The 23,848-nt window shown below is 65.5% G+C and carries 26 protein-coding genes; 23 read left to right on the top strand and 3 right to left on the bottom strand.

Annotated elements, in window-relative coordinates:
• Window positions 1-5: 5 nt before the first annotated feature.
• The 23 genes from BST13_RS33185 (at window position 6) to BST13_RS33075 (ending at window position 22,462) form a co-directional block, all read left to right on the top strand.
• A complete protein-coding gene (locus BST13_RS33185; protein ID WP_083169753.1) occupies window positions 6-1,046 on the top strand; it encodes a major capsid protein in 1,041 nt (346 codons plus the stop codon).
• Window positions 1,046-1,384 (top strand): hypothetical protein, encoded by a 339-nt coding sequence (locus BST13_RS33180; protein WP_083169751.1) that lies wholly within the window; start codon window positions 1,046-1,048, stop codon window positions 1,382-1,384. The genes BST13_RS33185 and BST13_RS33180 overlap by 1 nt, the downstream gene beginning before the upstream one ends.
• On the top strand, window positions 1,381-1,836 hold the full coding sequence (locus BST13_RS33175) for a hypothetical protein (protein ID WP_083169749.1): 456 nt from the start codon (window positions 1,381-1,383) through the stop codon (window positions 1,834-1,836). The genes BST13_RS33180 and BST13_RS33175 overlap by 4 nt, the downstream gene beginning before the upstream one ends.
• Entirely contained in the window at window positions 1,836-2,243 is a 408-nt protein-coding gene (locus BST13_RS33170; protein WP_083169747.1) for a hypothetical protein, read from the top strand. The genes BST13_RS33175 and BST13_RS33170 overlap by 1 nt, the downstream gene beginning before the upstream one ends.
• The gene (locus BST13_RS33165; protein ID WP_095533812.1) at window positions 2,236-2,640 is read left to right on the top strand and encodes a hypothetical protein; all 405 of its coding nucleotides are present in this window, start codon (window positions 2,236-2,238) and stop codon (window positions 2,638-2,640) included. Before BST13_RS33170 ends, BST13_RS33165 begins: the two co-directional genes overlap by 8 nt.
• Window positions 2,641-2,643: 3 nt before the next feature.
• Window positions 2,644-3,090 carry a hypothetical protein gene (locus BST13_RS33160; protein ID WP_083169746.1) on the top strand — a complete coding sequence of 149 codons (447 nt, stop codon included), beginning with the start codon at window positions 2,644-2,646 and terminating at the stop codon, window positions 3,088-3,090.
• Window positions 3,091-3,120: 30 nt separating this feature from the next.
• The gene (locus BST13_RS33155; protein ID WP_083169744.1) at window positions 3,121-3,522 is read left to right on the top strand and encodes a hypothetical protein; all 402 of its coding nucleotides are present in this window, start codon (window positions 3,121-3,123) and stop codon (window positions 3,520-3,522) included.
• Window positions 3,523-3,787: 265 nt separating this feature from the next.
• Window positions 3,788-4,657, top strand: coding sequence for a fibronectin type III domain-containing protein (locus BST13_RS33145; protein WP_083169741.1), 870 nt, complete (start codon window positions 3,788-3,790; stop codon window positions 4,655-4,657).
• A gap of 40 nt (window positions 4,658-4,697) precedes the next feature.
• Window positions 4,698-5,423, top strand: coding sequence for a DUF7391 family protein (locus BST13_RS33140; protein ID WP_083169739.1), 726 nt, complete (start codon window positions 4,698-4,700; stop codon window positions 5,421-5,423).
• Window positions 5,392-5,745, top strand: coding sequence for a hypothetical protein (locus tag BST13_RS33135; protein ID WP_083169737.1), 354 nt, complete (start codon window positions 5,392-5,394; stop codon window positions 5,743-5,745). Before BST13_RS33140 ends, BST13_RS33135 begins: the two co-directional genes overlap by 32 nt.
• 30 nt (window positions 5,746-5,775) lie before the next feature.
• A complete protein-coding gene (locus BST13_RS33130) occupies window positions 5,776-11,079 on the top strand; it encodes a phage tail protein (protein WP_083169735.1) in 5,304 nt (1,767 codons plus the stop codon).
• Window position 11,080: 1 nt separating this feature from the next.
• The gene (locus tag BST13_RS33125) at window positions 11,081-11,941 is read left to right on the top strand and encodes a hypothetical protein (protein ID WP_083169733.1); all 861 of its coding nucleotides are present in this window, start codon (window positions 11,081-11,083) and stop codon (window positions 11,939-11,941) included.
• 7 nt (window positions 11,942-11,948) lie between these two features.
• Window positions 11,949-12,311, top strand: a complete 363-nt coding sequence (locus BST13_RS33120; RefSeq protein ID WP_083169731.1) for a hypothetical protein — start codon at window positions 11,949-11,951, stop codon at window positions 12,309-12,311.
• 4 nt (window positions 12,312-12,315) lie between these two features.
• A complete protein-coding gene (locus BST13_RS33115; RefSeq protein ID WP_142282892.1) occupies window positions 12,316-14,112 on the top strand; it encodes a hypothetical protein in 1,797 nt (598 codons plus the stop codon).
• Complete coding sequence (locus tag BST13_RS39175; RefSeq protein WP_083169727.1) at window positions 14,109-16,766, top strand: hypothetical protein; 2,658 nt, start codon at window positions 14,109-14,111, stop codon at window positions 16,764-16,766. The genes BST13_RS33115 and BST13_RS39175 overlap by 4 nt, the downstream gene beginning before the upstream one ends.
• 15 nt (window positions 16,767-16,781) lie before the next feature.
• Window positions 16,782-17,108: a DUF7572 family protein gene (locus BST13_RS33105; protein ID WP_142282891.1), complete on the top strand. Its 327-nt coding sequence runs from the start codon at window positions 16,782-16,784 to the stop codon at window positions 17,106-17,108.
• On the top strand, window positions 17,108-18,829 hold the full coding sequence (locus BST13_RS39170; protein WP_083169723.1) for a hypothetical protein: 1,722 nt from the start codon (window positions 17,108-17,110) through the stop codon (window positions 18,827-18,829). Before BST13_RS33105 ends, BST13_RS39170 begins: the two co-directional genes overlap by 1 nt.
• A gap of 40 nt (window positions 18,830-18,869) precedes the next feature.
• Complete coding sequence (locus BST13_RS33095) at window positions 18,870-19,301, top strand: hypothetical protein (protein ID WP_083169721.1); 432 nt, start codon at window positions 18,870-18,872, stop codon at window positions 19,299-19,301.
• The gene (locus BST13_RS40260; RefSeq protein ID WP_281254783.1) at window positions 19,298-19,423 is read left to right on the top strand and encodes a hypothetical protein; all 126 of its coding nucleotides are present in this window, start codon (window positions 19,298-19,300) and stop codon (window positions 19,421-19,423) included. Before BST13_RS33095 ends, BST13_RS40260 begins: the two co-directional genes overlap by 4 nt.
• Before the next feature lie 71 nt (window positions 19,424-19,494).
• Complete coding sequence (locus BST13_RS33090; protein ID WP_083169719.1) at window positions 19,495-19,749, top strand: hypothetical protein; 255 nt, start codon at window positions 19,495-19,497, stop codon at window positions 19,747-19,749.
• Entirely contained in the window at window positions 19,746-21,218 is a 1,473-nt protein-coding gene (locus BST13_RS33085) for a glycoside hydrolase family 19 protein (protein ID WP_083169717.1), read from the top strand. Before BST13_RS33090 ends, BST13_RS33085 begins: the two co-directional genes overlap by 4 nt.
• Window positions 21,215-21,703, top strand: a complete 489-nt coding sequence (locus tag BST13_RS38860; protein ID WP_211296248.1) for a hypothetical protein — start codon at window positions 21,215-21,217, stop codon at window positions 21,701-21,703. The genes BST13_RS33085 and BST13_RS38860 overlap by 4 nt, the downstream gene beginning before the upstream one ends.
• A 249-nt stretch (window positions 21,704-21,952) precedes the next feature.
• A complete protein-coding gene (locus tag BST13_RS33075; protein ID WP_142282890.1) occupies window positions 21,953-22,462 on the top strand; it encodes a DUF2746 domain-containing protein in 510 nt (169 codons plus the stop codon).
• A gap of 192 nt (window positions 22,463-22,654) precedes the next feature.
• On the opposite strand, the gene BST13_RS39165 is transcribed toward BST13_RS33075, so the two are convergent.
• The 3 genes from BST13_RS39165 to BST13_RS33065 form a co-directional block, all read right to left on the bottom strand.
• Entirely contained in the window at window positions 22,655-22,816 is a 162-nt protein-coding gene (locus BST13_RS39165) for a hypothetical protein (protein ID WP_158087241.1), read from the bottom strand.
• A gap of 197 nt (window positions 22,817-23,013) precedes the next feature.
• Window positions 23,014-23,265, bottom strand: coding sequence for a hypothetical protein (locus BST13_RS33070; protein WP_083169711.1), 252 nt, complete (start codon window positions 23,263-23,265; stop codon window positions 23,014-23,016).
• Window positions 23,262-23,648 carry a hypothetical protein gene (locus BST13_RS33065; RefSeq protein ID WP_083169709.1) on the bottom strand — a complete coding sequence of 129 codons (387 nt, stop codon included), beginning with the start codon at window positions 23,646-23,648 and terminating at the stop codon, window positions 23,262-23,264. The genes BST13_RS33070 and BST13_RS33065 overlap by 4 nt, the downstream gene beginning before the upstream one ends.
• Window positions 23,649-23,848 lie beyond the last annotated feature (200 nt).

Raw genomic sequence — 23,848 nt, 5'->3', positions numbered from 1 at the left:
GAATCATGGCAATCGTTTTCGACGGTCCGGTCTCGCCGGACGCGCTCACCACGTTCATCCGCAATGTGCCGGTCGAGTCGAATCTGGCTCTGGTCAACATGTTCCCGACCCGCTACTTCCAGAACAACCGGATCGACTGGGCGGAGTTCGTCAAGACCAACCGCACCGCGTCCTACCGGTCGTTCGACGGAACGATCCACGTGTCGTCCCGCGACGCCGGATCGGGCAAGTACGTTGAGCTGCTGCCCTTCTCGGATTCGCTGAACCAGGGCGAATACGAGACCATCGCAGTCGAGATCGCCCGGCTCGGCGGCACCAACAAGGCGGCCCAGGTCAACGCGGCCTACAACGACGCCGAGCGGCTCGTGGGCACGATGAACAACCGCCGCGAACTCGCCTGGGGCGACGTCCTCACCGACGGCAAGCTGACCATCAACGAAGGTGGCTTCAGCGGCGAGGCCGACTACGGCGTGCCGGCCAACCAGATCACCGCCCCGGCAGGTGCTCTGTGGACCGACCACACCGCCTCGGTACCGCTGACCGACCTCGATGCATGGCAGGAGATCCGGATCGCCAACGGCTACGGCCGGGCGGCTAAGATGCTCACCGGTCGCGCTCGCCTCGGTGATCTGCGGCGCAACAAGCAGATCATCGACGCCGTGTACGGCGCGACCGCTGGCAAGACGAGCGTGTCTCTGGCTGAGCTGAACACGCTGCTCGACTCCGAGCAACTGCCGGTGGTACTGCCGAGCTACGACACCTCACTCAACGTCGAGGGCTCGAACACCCGAGTCTTCGCCGCGGACAGGGTTGCTCTGCTACCGGAGAACCTGGGCGACCTCGGGTTCTTTGCGTTCGGCCTCAGCGCGACCGCTCTGGAGCTGGCCAAGTCCAATCAGGCCGAGATGACCTTCGGTGATGCTGCCGGCATCGTCGGTGTTGTCGAGAAGGTCGGCCCGCCGTACCGGGAGTTCACCTTCGTCGACGCGGTCGGTATGCCGATCTTGACGAACGCCGGACTGCTCACCGTTGCGGATGTGGCCTGATGACCGCGCTCACCGCCTACGTGGCGCTGTTCGACGAGAAGGGCGTCCTGCACTCGTTCGGTCCCGGTGACGAGCCGCCTGCCTGGGCGCGCAAGAAGATCACCAACCCGAACGTGTGGGACACCATTCCGGCGGACGACGACGCCAGCGGCGAGCGCGGTGGATCCGAGGACAACTCCAGCGGTGGCGGTGATGAGCCGCCACCGCTGGCCGGTCCCGGGTCTGGCCGCGACCACTGGGCCACATACGCCGCCAAGCACGGCGTTGAGGTCGCCAAGGACGACAAGCGCGATGAGATCGTCACCAAGCTGCGGGATGCGGGCGTCCGGGTCGAATGACCGCACCTGTCCAGGGCAAGTTCGCTAACCAGGAGGATGTGACCAGCCGGTTCGAGGGGACCATTCCATCGGACCGGCTGGCCTGGGTCAACGTCCGCATCGGTGACGCGGAGAGCGAACTGATGGGCAAGATCCCGTCGCTGCGCAAGCCGCTCGCGGAAATCGCCGCCGAGTCGGAGGCTGCTGGCGATCCTGATCGGCTGAACCGGGTGAAGGTGCTTGTCTGCGAGAAGGTTTTGGATCTGTACCGCAATCCCGAGCGGGCCAGCCAGCGCAGCACCACCACTCCCGACATCACGACCAGTCGGTCTTGGTATGCGTCCGACCCGACGCGCGGCCGCGTGCAGTTCACGGACGCTGAGTTGGATTCGGTGCGGCTGCGGAAGCGGCGGAAGAAGTTCGGCACCGTCGGGGTCGCGCCTTGGCAGCCCACGCGGCCCAGGCATTGCTGATGTCCGCGCCGATCGATGGGATGACCGCGGAGGCCCGGGCTGCCGTCGCCGAGCTCCTGGCGCTGCGCGGGCAGCCGATCGCGCTGATCCCTGCGGCGGGCACCGTCACCGAGAAGCCAGGCGGCGGCAAGGATTACGCACCGGCGGTCCCGCGGGATCCGCAGGTGTTCGCCATGTTCAACAAGCAGGCCCTCGACGGTGTCGACTCGTCGACGACCGACCTCGGGACCGTCCGCACACTGCGGCTGGAGATGGTGGGCGCCTACGACGCCGTCGTCGAGGTCGGCGACAGCTGGGAGGACTTCGCCGCCAAGTACAGCGTGCAGACGGTGGACAACACGCGGCCCTACCAGATCACAGCGATTGTCATCGCGTTCCTGAAAGTGACTGGTCACAGCGGTGGCTAAGAAGTTCGGCCGCCTCTCGGAACTCAACTCCGGGCTGGTCAAGCTGCGCGACAACGTCAAGGACGTTGAGCCGGACTACGAGAAGGTCGTCGACGCGTTCATGGCGATCGCGGCCGTCGACGGCGAGGCGCAGATGAAGGAAAAGGCGCCGTGGCGCGACAGTGACGGGAATCGTGACGACCGCGTGCCGGGCCAGGCGCGCGCCGCGTTGTTCACGGCGACCGAGCTGGCAGGCACGCACAAGTCGATCTGGTTCAGCCACGGTGTGGACTACGGCATTTGGCTGGAGATCAGCAACAACGGCAAGGACCAGATCATCATGCCGACCGTCGCAGCCCAGGGGAAGAAGCTGATGAAGAGTCTGCGCGGCACCCTCAACACGTTGCGGAAGGGCTGACCGGTGGCCCGTGCAGCCGTCCTGGACCTGCTGCGCAACGACACCGAGCTGGCCGCACTGGGCAGCCCGGCCGGCTGGCCAGCGCTGGTGATTGTGCCGAACTTCGAAGCCGATCAGCGGCCCAGCGATGGGGCGTTCATCGTGGTGTGTTGGCGTCACACCGATTTCGAGGAGTCCGTACAAGAGAACGCCGAACGGCACCTGGAGCTCTACTTCCACGTGCCGACCGCCCTGTCGACCGACTACGGGCGGATCGACAACATGATCGACCGCGTCGACGCGATCTTCGCGGCCGTCGAGGACTCGCCAGCCGGCGTCGTCGGCGGCGACGGATACCGGCTCAACTACATCGGGTTCGAAGGCCGCGGCCCGGACGTGACCGACCCGAAGTACATGACGATCTGTCGGCAGGCCGCCTATATGGCGTTGAGCTGCAAGGTAACCGCGTGATCAGCGCGACCCAACGAAAGGTATGAGGTAATGGCAACACGATCCAGCCAGACCAGCGGCATCGCGCCGGTCGAGGATGCACAACCCGCGGTGACCGACGAGGACAAGGCGAAAGCCGAGGCCGAGGCGGCAGCCCCGCAGAGTGACAGCGGTGGCAAGTTCGTGTTCTACACCGGTGCCCGCACCGCGGCCGCCAATGCGGAGGAGCTCAAGAACCGGCCGTCGCGACTGGGTGAAGGCACCTACGCCGAGATCACCGTCCAGCAGTGGGCCGAGGTCGGCATCGAGGCGAAGACCTCGCTGGTGTGGAAGCTGCAGAACAACTACCGCGTGCCGGCCAGCGCGTTGAGCGACGCGCAGCTCGACTACCTGCTGACCAACAGCAATCGGTTCGAGCTGGTCGACGGCAACGGCAACAAGGTCGAACGCTAACCACCGTCGTGCCCGTACCTGACGTTCCCGCCGACGAGGTGGAAGACGTCTTCGACGTTCGATGCGCCGGGGGTGCACTGCACTTCAAGGTCATCGACGGCAACAGGATCGAAGTCAAGTGCAACCACTGGCGCTGCACCGGTGGCGATTCTGTTGTGCTGCACAGATATTCGTTTCCCGACTGTGAGCTGTTGGAAACGCTGAAGTTCAAGGACCCCATCACCAGAGGCCGGGGAGCCCCAGCTGCTGAAAGGAAGTACCACAAATGACCGCATCTCCAGGCAACCCGGACACCAAGCCCTACGGCCTGCGCCGGGTATGGATCACTCCGTACCTCGATACCGACGGCACGATCCTGGGCCCGACGTCCTACCGCCTGCCGATCGCGCAGACCCTGGCATTCACCGAGTCGGAAGACTTCGACACCCTCGACGGCGACGACAAGTCCGCGGTCGCCATCCAGGGCAAGGGCGCGACCGTCGACGGTTCGCTGGAGGCCGGCGGCCTGGACATGATGACGTTCTCCATCGTCACCGGTGGCCAGCTCATCGAGTCCGGCATCGAGCCGAACGTGAAGCGGGTCGTGCGGAAGAAGGGCAGCGACCAGCGTCCCTATTTCCGCGTGGAGGGCCAGGTCCTGTCCAACGGTGGCGGCGACAACGTCGCGCGCATCTTCCGCTGCAAGGCCAACGGCAAGATCCAGGCCGACATGAAGTACGGCACCTTCATGGTGCCGTCGATTGACTTCATGGGCACGCCGATGCCCGGTGACGACGACGACTACCTGTACGAGATCGAGTTCAACCAGCAGAAGTCGACTCTCGGCTCGACGCCGGTGCCGAACCCGCTGCCGATCCCGAGCAACGTGACCGTCGGTGCGGTCACGTCCACCACGGTGGCGCTGTCGTGGAACGAGCTGCCCACCGCGGACAGCTACGTGGTGCAGAAGTCCACCGATGGCGGCACCACGTGGACTGCGGTCAGCTCCGCCGCCGGCGGCGCGCCGACCACAGCGTCGACCACCCTGACCGGGCTGACCGTGTCGACGGCACACAAGTTCCGGGTCGCGGGCAAGTTCGGCACCACCGTCGGTTCTTACAGCGCCGCCGTGTCCGCCACCACTCCCGCGAGCTAACCGCCGCAACGTCATTCGACAGAGCCCCTAGGAGGCCACCATGACATCACCCATCGAAGAGCAGCAGAACCGTGCCGTCGCCCGCGGCGTACGGGCCGAGGTGGACGACGTCCCCTTCCGTGATTGGTGCTGCGGCACCAGGATCACGCGGCCGCACGCCGCAGGCTGCGCGTACGAGCCTGGTCCTGAGCTGGGCGCGGCCGGGCATCGCGACCACGTCCACCTCCCACCCACGGAAGCTGTATCTGAGCCGCCGTCGGCGCCGACCCCCGCAGAGGGGCCGGTGTCGGCGGCGGCTTCTTCCGTTCCCGCATACGGATTCAAGAAGGCGGCCGAGGAAGACCTCGACCTGCCCAGCGGCGGCCGTGTGCGGATCCGGCGCCTGCGCAAGATGCAGGTGATCGATCTGAAGCTCATGGACATCTTGGACGGTTTCGGTCCCGAGCTGCTCAAGGACATCCGCGGTGACGACCCGGTCAGGGCCGAGCGTGCACAGGAGGAGGCGGCGCGCGCCTTCGTTGACCCCGAGACCAGCGACAAGGTGTTCGGCCCGGTCAACCGAGTTGTCGCGGCGGCCGTGGTCTGCCCGCGGGTGGTGCTCGACGGCCCCAGCACCGACGAGCAGATCAACGCCAGCGAGATCGAGATCGAAGACAAGATGGCGATTTTCAACGCCGCGCTGCCCAACGAGCTGAAGTCTGCTGCGCTGGGGGAGCAGCTGGCGGCGCTGAAAAGTGTACGCAACGAACCCGACGCTGGCGTATGAGATCTACGAGATGGCGAAGCTGTTCTGCCAGCTGCCCAGTGACATAGCGGTTCTCGACGAGCGCGTCGGGGAGTTCGGAACGTTCTACTTCAACCGGGGCATCGCGGCGTTCGGTCGCGGGGTGCTCGCTCGCCTCGATGAGGTCAGCCAGAGCAAGAACCCGGTGATCGCGCGGACACAACGAATCCGGGAATGGGAGCGACTGATGGGCGGTGACATGAACCAATCGGCAACGGGATTCGCGGATCCCACCGAGGGATCGGCTTCGGCGCACGCCCGGGTCATTGGCGAACGCGACGGCGACGAGGAAATCGTCCTGTGACGCTCTGCACCGTCGACGGTGGGTTGACCGTTGCCTGATTACTCGCTCGGCCGTGCCCACGGCAAGATCGAAATCGACTACGACGGCGGCGGTGCGCGTGCGGCCGCCAAGGACCTCGACAGTGTCACCGCATCGTCGACGGCTGCCGACAAGTCGCTGACGAAAACCCAGAAGACGCTGAAGGACACGGACCGCGAGTTCGATTCGGCCGGCGGCGCAGCGCAGGGCTACAGCACTCGGCTGAATGATGTCCGCCAGGCCAGCGCCGACGTCGACGAGGCACAGCGGCGGCTCAACAGCACCCTGCTGGACGGCAAGGCGACGGCCGAGGACATCGAAGATGCCTACCGCCATCTCGATGACGCACACAAGCGGCACGCCAAGGCGATCGACGCCGAACGTGACGCGCACCGTGCACTGTCCGATCAGATGTCGGCTGGGCAGAAGGTCATGTCCGGCCTGTCGAACATCATCCCGAACCTGTCACGCAACCTCGAGCGGCTCAGCACTGTCCAAGACGATGCCACCGACAAGGCGAGCGGCCTGGCGCAGGCGCTGGGCGTGGCGGCGAAAGCGGTGGCGTGGCTGGGCCCCGAGGGCAAGGCCGCGTCCGCTGGGCTCTTGCTGGCCTCCGAAGGCATCGAAAAGGTCAGCAGCAGCGCCAGGTCGGGTGGCAGTGCCATCGGCGACTTCGTCAAGGACCTCGCCGGCCTAGAACTCGCCGTCGGCAAGATCGGCGGCCTGGCGCTGGGACTCCCGTCGTTGGGCGGCCTGGCCGGGCTGGGTGGCGCAGCCGGTGTGCAGGGCATCATCAACGTGGTCGACGCCGCCAAGCAGCTCTCCGGCGCGCTCGGCCTGCTGCCCGCTGTCGTGGCGGGTGTCGGATTCTCCATGTCCACACTGGAAGTCGCATTCCACGGGGTCGGTGATGCGCTCAAGGACATGATGGCCGACGACCCGAAGAAGTTCCTTGAGGACATCAAGGACATGGGTCCGGTTGCCGCGCAGGCGATGCTGAGCATCGCGGAATTCCGCGACGAGTTCAAACTGGCCGGCGCCGCGGTCCAAGATTCGTTCTTCACCAAGGTCGCCGACGACATCAAGCCGCTGATCCAAACCTGGCTGCCGCTGGTGTCGGGTGGAATGGCCAAGATCGCGGGCATTTTCGGCGACGCTGCCCACGAGCTCGCCGGGCTACTTGAGACACCTGCTGCGGCGCAAGCATTCTCGGCGTTCATCGAGAACATCTCCGCCGGACTACAGGCCATGCAGCCCGCGATCAAGCCGCTGTTCGGCATCTTCGAGCAGCTGACCGTGATCGGGTCGTCGTTCTTCGAGCAGATCGGCGGGGCGATCAGCAACACCTTGACAGTGATGGTGGGCATGCTCGGCCAGGCCACCGCCGACGGCAGCTTCCAGGCGTGGATTCAGTCCGCCATCGACGGGTTCGGCCACCTGGTCGACGCCGTCATCAACGTGAGCCAGGCGTTCGGCACGATCATGACCATCGCTGAAAACTTCGGCGGCGGTGGGCTTCTCGGGTGGCTCGATCAGATGGCCATCGCGCTGAACAACTGGACTCAGTCGGAGGAGGGGCAGAAGGCACTCACCGATTTCTTCAGCGCGGTGCGCGAGGCCACCGATGCGTTCTTGCCGCTGCTCGGCCCGCTGGTCAGCGGGTTGTCATCGCTGGTGACAGCGTTTGTGAAGCTCGGTGTGGCGACGGCGCCGGGCTGGCAGGACTTCTTCAACATGTTCGCCCAGTCGATGCAGGAGCTCGCGCCGCAAATCGTCGCGATCGGGCCGGCGCTCAACCAGTTCCTGTACAACATGGGCGTCGCGCTGGTCAACATCGTCAGGCAGGTCGGCCCCAAGCTGCCCGACCTGTTCAACACGTTGTCGAACGCATTCTCGACGCTGCTGCCGCAGATCGGTCCACTCGTCGACATTTTCCTCGATCTGGCGCAGCGCGTGGGCCCGCAGCTGCCGAAACTCTTCGAGGCGGTCACCGCGGCTATCGAGGCACTCCTGCCCTACGTGCCGGTCGTGGTGGACCTGTTCCGAAACTTGGTTTCCGCGATCACGCTGGGCATCGAAGTGTTCGCCGGGATAGTCAAGGGCATCCGCGGCTTCATCGAGTGGTGCGACAAACTGGTGAGCGCCATCCCCGACGCGTTCGGATCGATCGAGAAGTGGTTCACCGGCCTCATCGACAAGGCGCCGGGTTGGGGCCAGAGCATCATCCGCGGCCTGATTCAGGGACTGAAGGAAGCAACGGGGCTCGGCATGCTGCACGACGCCCTGAAGGGCATCGTCGACGGCATCGCGGGCTGGTTCCAGTCCTCCCCGGCCAAGTGGGGTCCGTTCTCCGGGGACGGGTACACCAAGATCCGCGGTCAGAAGATGGTCTCCGACATGGCCGACGGTATGGCGTCGGCGCAGGGCGCTGTCGCCGCGGCGGCCCGAACCACGGCGGAGACCACCAGCGCGGCACTCGGTGTCGGCGGCGGTGCGCCGGCCGCGGGTGGCGCCGACAGCCTGGGCGGTGCACTGCTGCCGCCCCACATCGCCGGAGCCGACAATTCGGTGCTGTCGGCATACCTGCGCCACCAGTTCTCCGATACCCGCGGGCTCAAGGGCCTCGCGAAGGACCTTGGCGCCATGCTGGAGGCCGCCCAGTCCGGGTTCGACCTGGTGACCCAGAACCTTGCTGCCCCGATGTTCCAGGCGCTCGGCCTGATTCCCGGGATGAACACCAAGCCCTGGGTGAAGATGACGCCGGAGCAGATCGCCGCGCAGCAGCAGAACGAGCTGCAGCGAGACGCGCTGAAGGGGAAGAAGAAGGGACCGACCTGGGCTGACGTGTTCGGGGCGAGCTCGGGCGGTATCGGCAACGCCGCCGGCGGCGTCCGGAAGACCGGGGTGAACACCCCGCTCGGCCTAACAGCGTCGTCGAGCAAAGCTGACATCCAGAAGGCGATCATCGCGGCCGGCCGCGGCCGCGGCATGAACGACGCCGCGATCCAGACCGCCCTGGCCGTCGCCGCCGCCGAGAGTGGTTTCAACCCAACGATTTCCGGTGGGATTCAGGGATCTGCCGGGTTGGTGTCGGGCTTGTATCAGCAGAGCCCGAGCTCGGGTTGGGGCACGTTGGAGCAGGTCAACGACCCCAACTATGCGATCAACGCGTTCTACGACGCGTTCGCCAAGCAGCTGGAGAAGAACCCGACTGACCCGCTGCTCGCCGCGGTCCTTACCCAGAATCCGCAGCTGGGGTCCGGGGCCAAGGGCTCGTCGTACTGGAAGGATGTCAGCGCCCAGCTCGGGCTGGGCAGCCAGATCCTCGCCACCGAAGGCAAGGGCGTGAAAGGCCCGGGATGGGCGCAGGTTACAGGCACGAAGGAGCCGCAGACTACTGGCACCGGTGCGCCGCTGTTCACGGCTGAAGGGCCGGAATTCTACGATCGGGCGTTCGCGCATAACCGACAGTTCGCGAAGCCCTCCGCGACGAACTACCAGACGCAGTTGTCGCCCGATCAGGAACAGGTGTTCCGCGATTGGGTTGCGAAGAACGGCGTTCCGTTCAATCCCAACGAGACGATCACCGACTACGACATGCGCGGCTACTGGCAGGCGATGACCGCGGGCCAGGTAGAGGCATGGACCAAGGGCTCGCACTTCCCGGACCTCTTTAAAACCCCGTACGACACCACGTTCTCCGCCGAATCGCAGTATGCGACAACGGATAATCCGTTCAAGTGGCAAGGCGACAACCTGGTCGACACGCGCAACGGACAGCTGGTGTTCGGGCAGCCGGCACCGGCCGCCCGGGCCCCGGTCATCCCGACGACGGGACTGCCGGATGCCCACGGTGCGCACACCCAGATCGCCCAGATAGCAGCGATCGCCAAGGACAAGTTCGGCCTGCAGCTGACGTCGGGCAAGGACGATCACGCGGTCGACAAGGGTTGGCATCCCCGCGGCCAGGCAGGCGACTTCTCCAATGGCACCGCGAACACGCCGCAGATGCGCGCGTTCGCCCAGTACATGGCAGACAACTTCGGCTCACTCCTCGAGGAGCTGATCTACTCTGACCCTGGGTTCGCGGACAACATCAAGAGCGGCAAGCCCGCGCCCGGCACCAGCGTGTACGACGCGCCAACTCTGGCCGGGCACCGCAACCACGTTCACATCGCACTCAAAGACGAGATGGCCGCGGCGTTCCAGCAGGCCGCCGGTGTTGCACCGGCGCCGGGCAAGCGTGGTGGCGGTATCGGCGGCTCGGTCGGGGCCGGCAACGGTTTGGTGCTGCCGTCGGGCAAGTCGCTCGATGATCTGCTCGACACCTCCGACAAGAATCTGTCGGTCAATGACCAACTGCTGCAGGCGTATCTGCAGGGCAACCCGGAACTGGCCGCCCAGATCAACGCGGCGAAGACCCCGGGCGCATCCGATGATGCTGTCCTGTCCGCGCTCACCGGTATCGACTCGACGATCACCGACCTGAAAACGCAGGACGCCGTCGGCAACAAGAACACCATCGACGCGTTGGAGGCCACGCAAAACCAGATCGCCAAGGACGCGGGATTCCAGCAGGGGCAGAGCGCACTGTCGACGGCGCAGTCGATCGTCAGTGGCGCCTCGAACGCTGTCTCGGCGGTGTTCCAGGTCATCAGCAGCGGCCTGGACGCGATGAGCGCTACACAGGACATCGCCGACCGCCTCGTGTACGGCGTCCGCAACACCGAAGACGTCATGAAGCTCGTCGACGACGTCCAGAAGTACATCACCCTGGCCGCCAATATCGCCACTGCGACCGGCAGCATCCTGTCCACCATCGGCGGGCTGGTCGGGGCGGGCAGCAGCGGCGACCCGTCGGGGGGCGCGGCGGGAGCGTCGATGGCGCTGTCGTCGGCCGGGCAGATCGCGCAACTGATCGGCGCCGCGCTGCAGGGCGTGAACATGGCTATCGACTTCGGGCAGCAGCTGTACCACATCGCCGGTACGTACGTGGGCCGGTTCCTGTCGCAGCTGACCGCCGGTATCGGCGGCACACCGCTGATGGGTGATGTGCGGTTCCTGTTGAACAAGAACACCGGTCAGCTGATCACCTACAGCGAGGACAACCCGGGCAACAAGAACTCGCTCAACGTGCCCACCTGGCTGAACCAGACGTACGACTACCGCGGCGGGCAGAACCCGAACCCGCAAGTCAACACCCAGTGGAATATCTACGCCGGTCCGGGCCAGTCACCAGGGGAGATGTTGAACGAGACGATGTGGATGGTCAATACACAAGGCACCACTGGTGCCATGGCGGCGACGAACTTCTGACATGTCGAAGAATCTGCGCCCCTACCAGTGGCAGATCGGGAATGTGGTGTTCGGCCGAGGCACCCTGTATCCGTTGCTGGGCACCGTCATTCAGTCGTACAACGTCAACAACCAGGACTTCCAGGTCCCCCTGGCCGACGAAGTGCGAATGGGCCAGGACAGTCTGCAGGCGGGCCCGATCACCTTCACCATCGGGGTGATCGACAACGCGCCGCTGCCCCACATCGCGGGCCATCTGCCCGACACGTTGACGGCAAAGTCATCGAAGTTGTTGAGCGCGTTGCAGAAAGAGTGGAAGGCCGACGAGATCAAACAGCAGTGGGGTGCGCTCAAGCCGCTCACCTACTGCGACGGCTACGGCGTCGTCCGCCAAATCTACGGTCGGCCACGGAAGTTCACCTACACCCCGAAACGTCAGGGTAGCCAGTTCCACAAGGTGACTGCCGAGTACGCGCGCGTCGATACGCTCAGCTACACCGAGCAGGAAACCGGCGCGGCACTCGCCGTCAACACGGCCCCGGTGTTCTACACCCGTGACGGCGGTGACGCACCGTCCTGGTTCCGCGTCGTGTTCATCGGGCCCGCGGTGAACCCGTTCGCGATCGTCGGCGAATGCGAAATCCAGCTGCAGTACACCATTCCCGCCGGTGTGCGGGTCGAGGTCAACAGCTACCCGTGGTCACGTCGAATCATCGACAGCAACGGCCTCAACCTGCGCACCACCCTGATCGGCAACACCCGCTACCTCGACCAGCTGCAGATCCCGGCCGACGCGCCCATCCCGATGTCGTGGACAGCGACCGGAACCACCGGTGCGAGCGGCTGCACGGTGCTGTGGCGCGACGCACTCAACACCCTGTGATTGGAGCATGATGTCAGGATTCAGCGACGCCGCAATGACTGTCGGCGCCAACGCGATCCGCGCTGCGATCGGCGCTGCCCAGCTGCACACCGGCAACCCGGGGGAGGGTGGCGCGGCCAGCAAGTCGTCCGCCGCGCCGGTCGTTCCCTCCTGGACCGTCGTTACCGGCCCAGGCAACTTCTCGTTGGCAGCGCCGATGGCGTTCACCGGAGCAACCCCCAACGGGCCGATCAAGTGGCTGTCCTTCTGGTCTGGCACCGGCCCCAGCGCTATCTGGTACGGCAACTGGCCGCTCAGCGGTGACCAGACCGCCGACGCCGAAGGCAACTACACCGTGACCACATTCACCCTCACCGGATCGTCCGCATAGCCTGATGGCGACTGGAACAGCCTCCGCGACATACAGCTTCACGGGGGCGGCCACTGGTGTGCGCACCTCATACGGGCAGGCTGCCGCCAACTACGGGTGGGCCGGCGCCGCGGCCGGGTCGAGCCCGCGATCAGGGTCGGCGTCCGGCCGCTACAACTGGACCGCGATCAACGTCGTCGGTGATGACGGTGTCTACCTCCCGCCCGATAACAGGTGGCGGGTCATCGTCCAGGAGACCCGCAGTCGCGAGATCGTCGCCCGCGATGTGATCGTGACAAACCTTGTCGTGCAGCGTGCTCTGTCGGCTGGGTGCGACATTGCGTGCGACGTCGACCTCCACGACCCGTCGGTGGCCGGGATCTACTTCAAGCCGTGGCAGCAGTACATCCACCTCGAGAAGGTGATGATGGGCAAGCGGCGCATCTGGGCCACCGGCATCGTGCAACCGTCCGATGTGGACCCGTCGAGCGGTGTGCTGCACCTGAAGGCCAAGGGATTCGCGTCCTACCCGAAAGGCATTCCGTGGCTGGAGGATCTGAACTGGGCGGCCAACGACGCGTTCGAGCCCGTGGTGGAGATCTGGCGGCACCTGCAGGAAGACTTCGCCAACGGCGACCTGGGCGTCGAGGTGTATCCGAAGGAGAGCGGCGTCGAGATGCTGCCCGGGTACGCGTTCGACGGCGACCTGCTCAACCTCAACTTCTTCGCCACCTTCGTTCGGGCCGTCGACAAACTGGACTGCGGCGACTATATCGACGCCCTTGCGCGCGATATCCCGTTCGACTACATCGAGCGGTCCGAATGGAACGCTGACCGCACCGACGTCGTCAAGAAAATCCAACTGGGTTATCCCCGTTTGGGTTTGATACAGGAGACACTCGCGTTCGTTCTCAACGAGAACGTGCTGTCGGCCAAACCGCACACCGAAACCGAGAGCGACTGGGTCAGCGACGTCGGCGTCACAGGGTGGTTCCCCGGCTTCGAGTACTCCTCGACGCTGGCCAACGCGGACCCGAACCGGTTGCGCCGCTACCTCGACGAGTCCACCGCCAACATCGACTCCAACGAGCGGGCCGCGGCGTGGGCGCACCGTCGGCTCGCGCGCCGCCAAACCCCGCCGTACTGGGAACAGATCACGATTGACCCGAACCATCCGAACGCACCCATGGGCACGTTCGACGTGGGCGACACCATCATCGTGTCCGGGTTCATGCCGTGGGTCGGGCATATCCGCCAGTACCACAAGATCATTGCGATTCAGGTCGACGTCGCAAAGAACACCTGCCAGCTGCAGCTGATGGCTGAGGGTGCCTTCAACTACGACCCGATCTACTACCCCGATGGCGTCTCGAACATCATCGAGAACCGCGGCTTCGACAACAACCTGAACGGCTGGACACCGACCGGGCCGGGCTGGTCCTGGGACGGCAGCCAAGGCCACGACGCGCTGGGGTCGGTCACGATCACCGCCGACGGCACCGACCACGATCTGCTCACGCAGCCGTTCGGGTTGTCGGACTTCCAGATCTTCCCCATGCAGGTCGCGGTGAAGTGCACGGGCGCAGTGTCATCCGGCAACAGCGTCAGCATCGTCGCCCAGTTCTACGACGACGACCTTCAGCCCACACAGGCCGTGCAAGTCGGCGCCATCAACCCCAGCGGAATCGTGCCCTGGAGAATCTTGGGAGGCGGCAGCGTGCTCACACCCGTCGGGTCCACACACGTGGCATTGCGGTTGCATGTCGGCGCGGCGATGACAGCCGGGCGCGTGTGGTTCGACGACGCGGAGATGACGCTGTGACCGCAGGTTTCGGCGGCTCCCCGTACACGAACCCGCAGACGCGGGCACTCAACTCGATCGCCAACGGCCCCGATGCTGATACCACCAGCCAAGAGAAGATGGTCGAGCTGCTGCAGAAGCACAGCGCCCAGCTGAAGTACCTGGCGGCCAACCAGAAGCAGATGCAGCAGGGCATCAACGACGCCACCGCAAACCCTGTGCAACAGCTCCAGCAGTTCGTCGCCGACATCATCGTCCTGTTGGGTGGCGGTGAACTCGCCAAGGGCGCACTGGATTTCGGCGACCTGCAGTACATCCTGCCCGCTCTTGGCGCGCTGTTCGGCTTCAACTCCGACAAGCCGTTCCCGATCAGCCTGTTCGAGGCGGCCGAGAAGTTCTTCCTCGGCTACGTCGTGCCGCAGCAACAGTTCGTCGACGTCATCAACAACATCATCACCGCGTGGGCCGGGGTTTTCGGCATCGACCCGCAATTCGTCTCTGACGTGCGGAAACTGCTCGAGGCGTTCGGAAACCTCTTCGACGGGCTCAACAACCTGCTGCCCTCGCTCGACCAGCTGTTCACCGCACTGGGTATCAGCGGAGCTGATCTGGGCCCGCTCGGGCAGGCATTGGCGCCGATCATCAAGCTGTTCTCCGGGATCGACCTCACGAAGTTCGGCAGCTTCATCGAGTTCATCACCGACGCGATCGACCCGTTCATCGTCCAGCTGACCGCGATCATCAACTTCGTCAACGGGGTGCTCGCGGTACTCGGCTACGACGGCGGCGACGTGGTCAACTCACCACTCCCGCAGCTGCTGCAGCCGTTCCAAAACCTGCTGGCCTTCCTGGCCAACATCAACTTCTTCGGCGACGACTTCGACCCGATCGCCGCGGTGCGGCAGTTCGTCAACACGATGCTGCTGCCGCTGAACCTGCTGCTGGGGCCGAACTCTGCACTCAATGCGCTCAACATCTTCAACCAGGTTCCCGCCGAGCTACTCGGCCACGTCTCATATTCGAGTATCGGCAACACGCACCCGAACCTGTTGACCGCGGGTAGTTTCCCGAACGCCGCATCGATCGCCGACAACCCGATCTGGACTTTTGACCCAACGGTATCGCGCACCGGGGACGGCACTGGAAGTGCGAAAACCACCGCAGACGGAACGCTGAAGGTGTTGCGGTCCAACCTGATCGGCGTCTCACAAGGTGACACGATCGACCTGTCCGCCTGGGTGAAGTGGTTGGGCCTCGTCTTCACCGGTGTCCCATTCCAACTCGGCGTCCGCCAATTCCTCGGCAACACAATGGTGTCCGACGTCGTTATTGCCTCGTTCACCCCCAGCGGGGCATCGGGCGGATTCACCAAGCTCTCAGGCACGTACACCGCACCCGCGGGTGTCGACCGCGTCTACACCCGGCTCGTTGTCACCGCGACCGCGACCGCAGGCAGCATCTGGTACGACGACGGCAGCAACAACAAGACGGGACTCTTGCAGATCCCGTGGATGCAGAACCTGCCCGAAGCATTCGACGGAGTCACCTCTCTGTTCAACCTGGGTAGCTTCGCCAACCTGATCGACGGCGGCCTGGACCCCAACTACGTGTGGACGCAGATCATCAACTCGATCCTGCTACCCCTGAATCTGCTGACCAGGCAAGGCGACTTCACCAACCTGATGGCCAACCTCGGTGGCGGCACCGCCAGCCTGGCCGCGATCACCACCCGACTGCAGAACATCGCCGCCGGAGGGACTATCGCTGGCGGCGCCATCAGCGGAACGATCACCGCACCCGTCCAAGACGTCATCGACGGCTTCAAGAACCTGTCCAACACCTGGTTCGGCGGATCATCGGCGACCGGCACCCCGGCCGAGGTCGCCACCACAGTCGCATCGATCAAATCGGCTGTCCTGTCGGGGTGGAACGTTCAGATCTTCACCAGCTCCAATTCGTCGTGGCTCGTCCCATCAGGCACGACGCAGATGAAGGGTTGCGTGATCAACGGCGGAGGGAAAGGGCAGAACGGTTCAGCGACCAACGCTGCCACCGCGGCGGGCGGCCTCGGCGGCTCCGACGGCGGTTACCTCTCAGCCGACCTGGACCTGACTGGCATCACCCCGGGAACATCGACGCTCAACGTCACGGTTGGCGTTGCAGCAACCACTGCGGGCGCCGACGGCGGCCAGTCATCGATCAAATTCGGCGCCACAACACTTCTCGCGGGCGCACCCAATGCCAACGGTATCGCCACCGACCAAGGCTTGGTCGGCACCACGTCGCAGCCGGGCAGCGGAGGCAACGGCGGCACCGGCCGTGACGCAACCACGAGTGACAGCGGCACGAAAGGCGAGGACTCGGGTGTCGCGACCGGTGGAGCTGGCGGCGTCGGCGCGGCTGCTGGTTCGGGCACCGGCGCGGCAGGAAGCGCCGGCGGCGCAGGCACCTCGTCGAGCATCCCGCTGTGTGGTGGTGGCGGCGGTGGCGGCGGCGCGGGCAAGGGCACCGGCAGTGCCATCCAGTCCGTCACAGGTGGAACCGGCGGCAACGGCGGCTTCCCCGGCGGTGGATCCGGCGGTGGCGGCGGCGCAGCTAACAGTGGCGGTGGATCCCGCACCGGCGGGTCGTCGGGCACCCCGGGCAATGGTCTCGTCGCGATTCTCTACAAGTAAGGGGGGTTGGTTCACATGGCGCCTACCGCAACAGCTTTGGACACCGACATGTCCCCGTGGGGTGACGGAGTCGTGCACTACCGCACCAGTGACGGCCGAGATCTCGCCGTCAGCGTGGACGCCGGGGTCAACGCCCTGACCACCGCGTTGATCAACGAGACCCTGGAAGCGCAGGGCATCCCGGCGCTAGATAGCGGTGTGCACAAGGTTGTTGTCGAGCCGACCGTGATCATCGAATGCGGCCCGAATGGTGAAGCGATCACGCTGGACCGGTGGCGTGAGTATCCGCCCGGCACCAGCCATGAAGACGCGTTGCGCTGGGCAGGATTCGGGATCGCCTGATGCCCGTCGGTTGGCTCCCGGGTGACATCGACACCCTGACCGCCTCCGAGGTCCCTGGCTGGTGGGCCGAGATCACGGTCACCGCGCAACCAGCCGCTGCCGCGCTGACGCTCACCGGCGGCCAACCGGTGGTGACGGTGGCCAACCACAAGCTGGTCACACCGAGCCCGGCCAGCCTGACCCTCACCGGCAGCACCCCGACGGTAGGCGTCAGCCAGAACAAGGTGATCACCCCGACCGGGGTGGTGTTGTCGCTGATCGGTTCACACCCTGCGTTGGGTGTGACGTTGCGCCCGGCCGCGGCCGGGCTCATGGTTACTGGCGGGCAGCCGGCGGTAACCCTCAGCGACCACAAGGTGATTCAGCCGTCCGGCGCTGTCGTGGCCCTCACCGGCGGCAGCCCGGCCGTCGCGTCCACTGCGCACCGGTTGATCGCCCCGACTTCGGCGCCCCTCGCGCTGTCTGGCGGCGCACCGGTCGTTACAGCCTCGGACCACAAGGTTGTGAGCCCGACGCCTGGAGTGCTGTCGCTCACCGGTGGGCAGCCGGTCATCGCGGTCGGGATCACCGTCGCACCTGGCGGGGCATCGCTTGGAATCGGCGGGGGCGCACCGGCGGTGCGAACACCCGTTGTTGTCACACCGACCGGTGCCGCCTTGACGATCGTCGGTTCGCATCCCGCACTTGGCGTGACACTGCGGCCTGGCGCCGCGGCACTCACCGTCACCGGTGGCCAGCCCGGTATCGCGGTCAGCGACCACAAGGTGGCCGCGCCCACAACAGTTCCGCTGGTCGTGACGGGCGGACAGCCTGCAGTGACCGCCACCGACATCAAGGTCGCGACTCCGGCCAGCGCGGCGCTGACGCTCACCGGCGGCCAACCCATCGTCACCGCGACCGACAACAAGGCCATCACCCCGACCGGGCCAACACTCTCCATCACCGGCGGCCAGCCCACGGTCACCAACTTCACTCCGTTCAACGAAGAGAACACCAACCGCACGAACCAGTCCGTCCCAGCCAATAGTTCGGGATGCTGGGTGACGCTGATCGGCGCAGGTGGGTCGGGTGGCAATGGCGGCCTGGCCAACGCCGGCAACGCAGCAGGTGGTGGCGGCGGTGGCGGCGGCGCGAAGGTCGAACGGGTCTTCGTCCCGGCGGCCAGTCTCGGGTCCACCTATTCGACAACCCGCGGTCTCGGTGTCGCCGGGGCCAACGGCCAAAACTCCGTCTTCTCATCCGGTTCGACCACCATCACTGCCGGCGGCGGCGCCGTGGGCCAGAGCCTGTCCGGTACTGGCACCGCTACCGGTGGCGCAGGCGGTACCGCGTCCGCGTCGGGCGTCACCATCGTCGGCCGCAATGGCACCGCGGGTGGCAACAGCAGCACCGCGGGAACGACCAACAGCAACGGTGCGGGCGCTGGCGGCGGTGGCGGCGCTACCGAGCTTTCCAGCCCTGGCAAGGGCGGCGACTCGGCGACGGTGACCGGCTCGTCGGGCGGCAACCCCGGCGGTACACCGTCAAACGCTGCGGCTGGCAACGGCGGTGCCGGTGGTGGCGGTGGCAACGCGAACACCTTCGCAGGCAACGGCGCCAACGGCGGTGGCGGCGGTCTCTACGGCGGTGGTGGCGGTGGTGGCGGCGGCGCCAACTCGCTCGGTTCTGGCGGCACCGGAGGAACCGGTGCAAGCGGATACACCCTCATCGAGTGGGTCTGAATTTCCCAGTCCCATAACCTAATTGAAAGGAACATAACTCATGGCTGCAGGAACATGGACCCTCACCAACACGGCCCGCACCAACCTTCTCAACGGTACTTTCGACCTGGACAGCGACAGCTTCAAAGTCGCGCTGGTCACCTCCAGCTCCAACATCGGCGCTGGCTCGACCACCTGGGCAGGCGTCACCAACGAGGTGACGAACGCCAACGGCTACACCACCGGCGGCATCGCTGTCAGCCTGGTGCTGTCTGGAACCACCAGCGTCACGGTCGTTTTCGCGAGCAACCCGGTGTGGACCGCCAGCGGCTCCGGCATCACCGCACGCTGGGCCGTCCTCTACGAGGTCAGTGGCAACGTCCTGGCCTACGTGCTGCTCGACTCGACCCCGGCCGACGTCACCGCCACCGCCGGCAACACACTGACCATCGACAGTGATGGCAGCCCCTCACCCGTCCTGACGCTGGCGTGATCCGAGCCATCACCATCGGCACCGCCGCTGGACTCACCCTCGCAGCCGCCATTGCCTACGCATTCGTCTGCGGCTGGCCCATCCCGATCCTCGACCAAGACTTCGGCTCCGACTTCTCCTGAACTATCCACACTCGCTTGACAAGTGGCCGCGCAATCGCGCGGCCTTCGTCATCTCTACCGGAAGGAACGCCGTGCTCACACGCCTGATCTGGAAGCCGCTCGGCCGCGCCATCGTTGCTGCGGCCGTCGAGTGGGCCAAGGACCCGAAGAATCGCGCTGAAGCTGAGGGCGCTTTCTACTGGGCCCTCGGCAAGCTCACCGACGCCATCCCCGGGGAGTGGGACAACAAGCTGCTCAACGGGGTCGCCGACGTAACTGGCCTCATCGCTGCGCTCCCAGCCCAGTTCATCAACGACTTCCGGCGCATCCTCGGCGGTCAGAAGTGACCTTCACCGTGACCCGCCAGCGGGCGCAGGAGGTCCACGATCGCGCCCGGGCCCGAGCTGGCCTGCCGTACGCCTACGGCGGCGCTTTCACCCTCGACCCGCGGGACTCGACTGACTGCTCCGGGCTGGTGCTGCAGACCGCCGCGTGGTACGGCGGTCGGTCGGACTGGCCCGGAAACCGTTACGGCTCAACGGAATCGTTCCGGCTGGATCACAAGATCGTCTACGACCTCGGATTCAAACGGATGCCGCCGGGTGGTCCGGCCGCGTTGCCGTTCAAGCCGGTGATGCTCGTCGGCCTCATGCACGGTGGCGGTGGGGAGTACTCGCACACCGCGTGCACGCTGATGACGATGGACATTCCCGGCGGGCCGGTGAAGATGTCCGACCGTGGCGTCGACTGGGAATCACACGGCAACGTCAACGGCGTCGGCGTCTCCCTCTACGACGGCGCCCGCGCCTGGAATGAACTACTGTTCCACGACTTCTGGTACCTCGACGCGAAACTGGAAGACGCGCCCACCGGGCCGGGCAGTCCCGCTGCGGTCGACGTGCTCGCCCGCGCCACCGGGCTCACCCCCGATCGGGCCGCACAGATCCTGACCACGATGTCCGACGGGCTGCGACAGGCCGAATGCACGACGCCGCCCCGCAGTGCGGCCTTCATCGCCAACACCGGGCATGAGTCAGCCAATTTCAACGCCACGGAGGAGTACGCATCGGGTGATGCCTACGAAGGCCGCAGGGACCTGGGCAATACCCAACCGGGTGATGGTCGCCGGTTCAAGGGCCGCACGTGGATACAGATCACCGGGCGCGCCAACTACACAGACTTCTCCCGGTGGGCGTTCGACCGTGGATTGGTTTCGTCGCCAACGTATTTCGTCGACCGCCCGACCGAGCTCGCGGATCTCCGCTGGGCCGGTGTCGGCGCCGCCTGGTACTGGACGGTGCAGCGGCCGATGAACGCACTCGTCGACGCCGGCGAGAACGCGCGGTGGGGTGACTACCGCGGCTTCGCGGCGGTCACGGCCGCCATCAACGGCGGCACGAATGGCATCGACCAGCGCCGGACCCGCTACAACCGCGCCCTGGCCCTGGGCGACCAACTGCTGACCCTCACCGCCCCAACCGAACCCGTCGACGAATTGGAGGAATTGCTCATGCTCGAAGTCCATTCATGGTCCATCTACGCCAAACCCGGTGAAGAGAAAATCCCGGTCTACAAGCTGATTCAGGCGCTGGATGCACATGGCGCCCACGAGCCGTACTGGGAGGACCAGGCCCGCATCGGCAATCTGGACGCCATCCACGACCTGGCAAGGGTTGCGGCCAATGGCGTATGGAATTTCGACCTGAATCGCTACGTCGACAACCCCATTGCGAAGCGGCAGGCACTCAACGTTCTCCTCGAAATTCAAGCGGCGCACCCCGAATGGATCACCGCAGCTACCCCAGGAAAGGCATGACCATGACCGATCAGACCAAGATCTACACTCTCGGACCCGCGGACCCCAACGCCGGTGTTCGCGCCAAGCTGTACGCAGGGCTGGCACTGATCACCCCGCTGCTCTCGGCGCTGGCAACGTTCGGCATTGTCAGCACCGACCAGGCCAACGCCGCAACCGGATTCGTCACTGCCGCCGTGGGCCTGCTCAGCGCATTCGGATTCGGACTGGCTGCGAAGAACACCAACCGCCAGGTGAAAGACGGCACATTCGATCCCGTACCGCCAGCGGAGCCGCACCCCGTGACCAGTGCGTTCGACGGGCTCACACAACTGCAGGCCGGAGTGAACGCCGCCGTGGACCAGGCGCAAGCCAAGGTCGCGGAAGGCGTCGCCGCGATCCAAGGCGCCGCAGCGCTACTGCCCGGCGGGACGCAGGTGACAGATGCTGTGATGAACGGTCCGGTCGGGGATCTCCTTCGTGCCGTGACGGGCGGCAAGGGCTGATGACGCTGATCACCGCGCCGCCTGGTGTGTCGGCGGCGAACTCTCCGAAGAACGCCCCGATTCAGCGCGACTGCCCACGAGCCGCGTGCCGGGCTGGTGGAGTGCAATGCACCGAGCGCCGCGCAGGCCAGCCGTGCAGGCCAGGAGTCGGGGCGTGAGCGTCCTCGCCGGGTTCCTGGCCGGCATCGTGGTCGGGCCCGTCATCCACTGGTCGTGGATCCAGTACTGGCGGACACCACGGTGGCGCCGATGATCATGATGATCATCCGTCCGGACGCGGCCACGGTGCCCGAGCTTCCCGAGTTGGCGCACAATCCGTGGGAGCTGGCCACCTGGGGCATCATCGGCCTCGTCGCGGTCATCGCCTTCTGGATCTGGACCGAGCACCGATCGACCCGCTCGCAGATCGACAAGGTGGGTGCCGACGTCAAAGCCGTGAAGCGTCAGGTGAACAACGACCATCCCGAGGAAGAGAACCTGCGTGACCAGTTGGACCGCATGGAAGCCGCGCAGAAGGCTGAGCGGGCGAGCAGGGAGGCTGCGCAGAAGCGGACCGATGAGAAGCTCGATGAACTGAACCGACGACAGGCCGAGATGCGGGAACGTCAGATCGACCACGGCCAGGACATCAGCGGTATCCGAGACGATGTTGGGAGCCTGCGGGGCGAGGACCGCCAGATCAAACAGGAGCATACCGATCTGGTGCGTCGGCTGAATGCGTTCATCCGCCGCGAGCACCCGGGCGCGGACCCGCTGTGACCGATCCCCAGCTGGAGGTGCACCGCGCGATCTACCTCGCAGTGGTAGTCGGCATGTGCGCCGTGCTGATGACCGCCGTGCTCATGATGTAGCGCTGGCTTGTCGTAGCCGAGCGATACTCTCACCCACGCCACTCCAAGGGCATCGAGCCGCCCCCGACTTCGGTCGGGGGCGGCTCTTTTCGTCGTTGCATCAAGCCCCGAGCCGCGACACGTAGTGCTGCTCGGCGATGCCCAGTTTGTGGAAGGCGTGTCCGCGCGGTGGCAGCACCGTAACCAGCTCGGCGACGAAGTCTGAGCTGATGTCACCGTGACTGTCGATCACCGCATACAGATCGCAGATCATGCAGTTCATATGACCCATCCTCCTACGTTGCTACAGCAGCTAGGCGCTCATCGAGGAGCCGGTCCATCGCCGCACTCGATGCCACGGGCCCGCCCATCCTCAACACACGCCCGCCGATACACCGCCAACAGGCGCAGCTCCGCGTCGGTCACCTCGATAGTCCGCATGCACGATAAGACGCAGCAGGGGAATGAACGGTTCCCCTGCTATGAGCAGCCGACGTTGTGGATGTTGATGCCGGTGCACTGCGACGCCGGCAGCTGGCTGCCGTAGGGCGGGTTGTCGCCTGTCCCATAGGGCAGCCACGGCTGGTACTCGGTGCACGGGTAGTAGGTGTTGTAGTTGGCGCCGAGGTATTGGCACATGCCGGGGCCCGGGCCGGGGTCGGCTTGTGCCGGCGCGGCGCCGAGTGTGCCGATCGCAGCGGCGCCGAAGACCGCCGCCAGTAGCCGCTTCATCGCTGCTGTCCGGTCTGGATCCGGGACGTCGGCCAGATGTTCATGACGTGCCGCGGCGGCATCGTCGGCGGGTTCGTCGGCACGTGCATGGGCTGGACCGGTGGTGCGGGCCGCGCCATCATCGCGGCGTGCTCCCAGTCGGCGCGGGCGACCAGGCCGGCGCGGCGCTGCCGCTCCCGGAGGAACAACCGCACCCCCATCCATGCCCCGGCGAATGCTGTCATCGTGATCGCGGCTACCGGGTAGACGCTGAACATCATCGACATCAGCGTGATCGTGAACAGGCCAGCGATGGTCGAGAGGACCGGGTGTCGGTCCGCCCAGCTTCCGTACTCGCAGCGGTCTTCGTGTCCGCACCGTGGGCAAATATGCTGCGCAGGCATGGCCGGATCGTACTGCCACCTGGGCGGTTGGTGTGACAGAGCTGTCAAACGGCTGCGGTCTGGTGCTTGATGACGTGGTCATCAAGCACCAATTGCCACCTGGCGTTTTGCCTTGGTGTCTGTCGGTGGGGAGCGGCGAAATAGCAGGTGAGAGGGTGTACTCGCATGTCGTTTTGGGGTTCGAATCCCCTTAGCTCCAC

Origin of the sequence: Mycobacterium aquaticum (assembly GCF_002086485.1) — a bacterium.
In the GTDB taxonomy this organism is placed as follows: domain Bacteria; phylum Actinomycetota; class Actinomycetes; order Mycobacteriales; family Mycobacteriaceae; genus Mycobacterium; species Mycobacterium aquaticum.
Note: the sequence above shows the minus strand (reverse complement) of the source record. Positions and strands in the feature narration are given on the sequence as shown.

Excerpts from the sequence above, each read along its gene's own strand:
- BST13_RS33185 (WP_083169753.1), top strand. The coding sequence starts at position 6 with ATGGCAATCGTTTTCGACGGTCCGGTCTCGCCGGACGCGCTCACCACG.
- BST13_RS39165 (WP_158087241.1), bottom strand. The coding sequence starts at position 22,816 with ATGAACTGCATGATCTGCGATCTGTATGCGGTGATCGACAGTCACGGT.
- BST13_RS38860 (WP_211296248.1), top strand. The coding sequence starts at position 21,215 with ATGACCATGACCGATCAGACCAAGATCTACACTCTCGGACCCGCGGAC.
- BST13_RS33155 (WP_083169744.1), top strand. The coding sequence starts at position 3,121 with ATGGCAACACGATCCAGCCAGACCAGCGGCATCGCGCCGGTCGAGGAT.
- BST13_RS33095 (WP_083169721.1), top strand. The coding sequence starts at position 18,870 with ATGGCTGCAGGAACATGGACCCTCACCAACACGGCCCGCACCAACCTT.
- BST13_RS33180 (WP_083169751.1), top strand. The coding sequence starts at position 1,046 with ATGACCGCGCTCACCGCCTACGTGGCGCTGTTCGACGAGAAGGGCGTC.
- BST13_RS33075 (WP_142282890.1), top strand. The coding sequence starts at position 21,953 with ATGATCATGATGATCATCCGTCCGGACGCGGCCACGGTGCCCGAGCTT.
- BST13_RS33140 (WP_083169739.1), top strand. The coding sequence starts at position 4,698 with ATGACATCACCCATCGAAGAGCAGCAGAACCGTGCCGTCGCCCGCGGC.
- BST13_RS33065 (WP_083169709.1), bottom strand. The coding sequence starts at position 23,648 with ATGCCTGCGCAGCATATTTGCCCACGGTGCGGACACGAAGACCGCTGC.
- BST13_RS39170 (WP_083169723.1), top strand. The coding sequence starts at position 17,108 with ATGCCCGTCGGTTGGCTCCCGGGTGACATCGACACCCTGACCGCCTCC.
- BST13_RS33070 (WP_083169711.1), bottom strand. The coding sequence starts at position 23,265 with ATGAAGCGGCTACTGGCGGCGGTCTTCGGCGCCGCTGCGATCGGCACA.
- BST13_RS33105 (WP_142282891.1), top strand. The coding sequence starts at position 16,782 with ATGGCGCCTACCGCAACAGCTTTGGACACCGACATGTCCCCGTGGGGT.
- BST13_RS33115 (WP_142282892.1), top strand. The coding sequence starts at position 12,316 with ATGGCGACTGGAACAGCCTCCGCGACATACAGCTTCACGGGGGCGGCC.
- BST13_RS33125 (WP_083169733.1), top strand. The coding sequence starts at position 11,081 with ATGTCGAAGAATCTGCGCCCCTACCAGTGGCAGATCGGGAATGTGGTG.
- BST13_RS33170 (WP_083169747.1), top strand. The coding sequence starts at position 1,836 with ATGTCCGCGCCGATCGATGGGATGACCGCGGAGGCCCGGGCTGCCGTC.
- BST13_RS33145 (WP_083169741.1), top strand. The coding sequence starts at position 3,788 with ATGACCGCATCTCCAGGCAACCCGGACACCAAGCCCTACGGCCTGCGC.
- BST13_RS33120 (WP_083169731.1), top strand. The coding sequence starts at position 11,949 with ATGATGTCAGGATTCAGCGACGCCGCAATGACTGTCGGCGCCAACGCG.
- BST13_RS33175 (WP_083169749.1), top strand. The coding sequence starts at position 1,381 with ATGACCGCACCTGTCCAGGGCAAGTTCGCTAACCAGGAGGATGTGACC.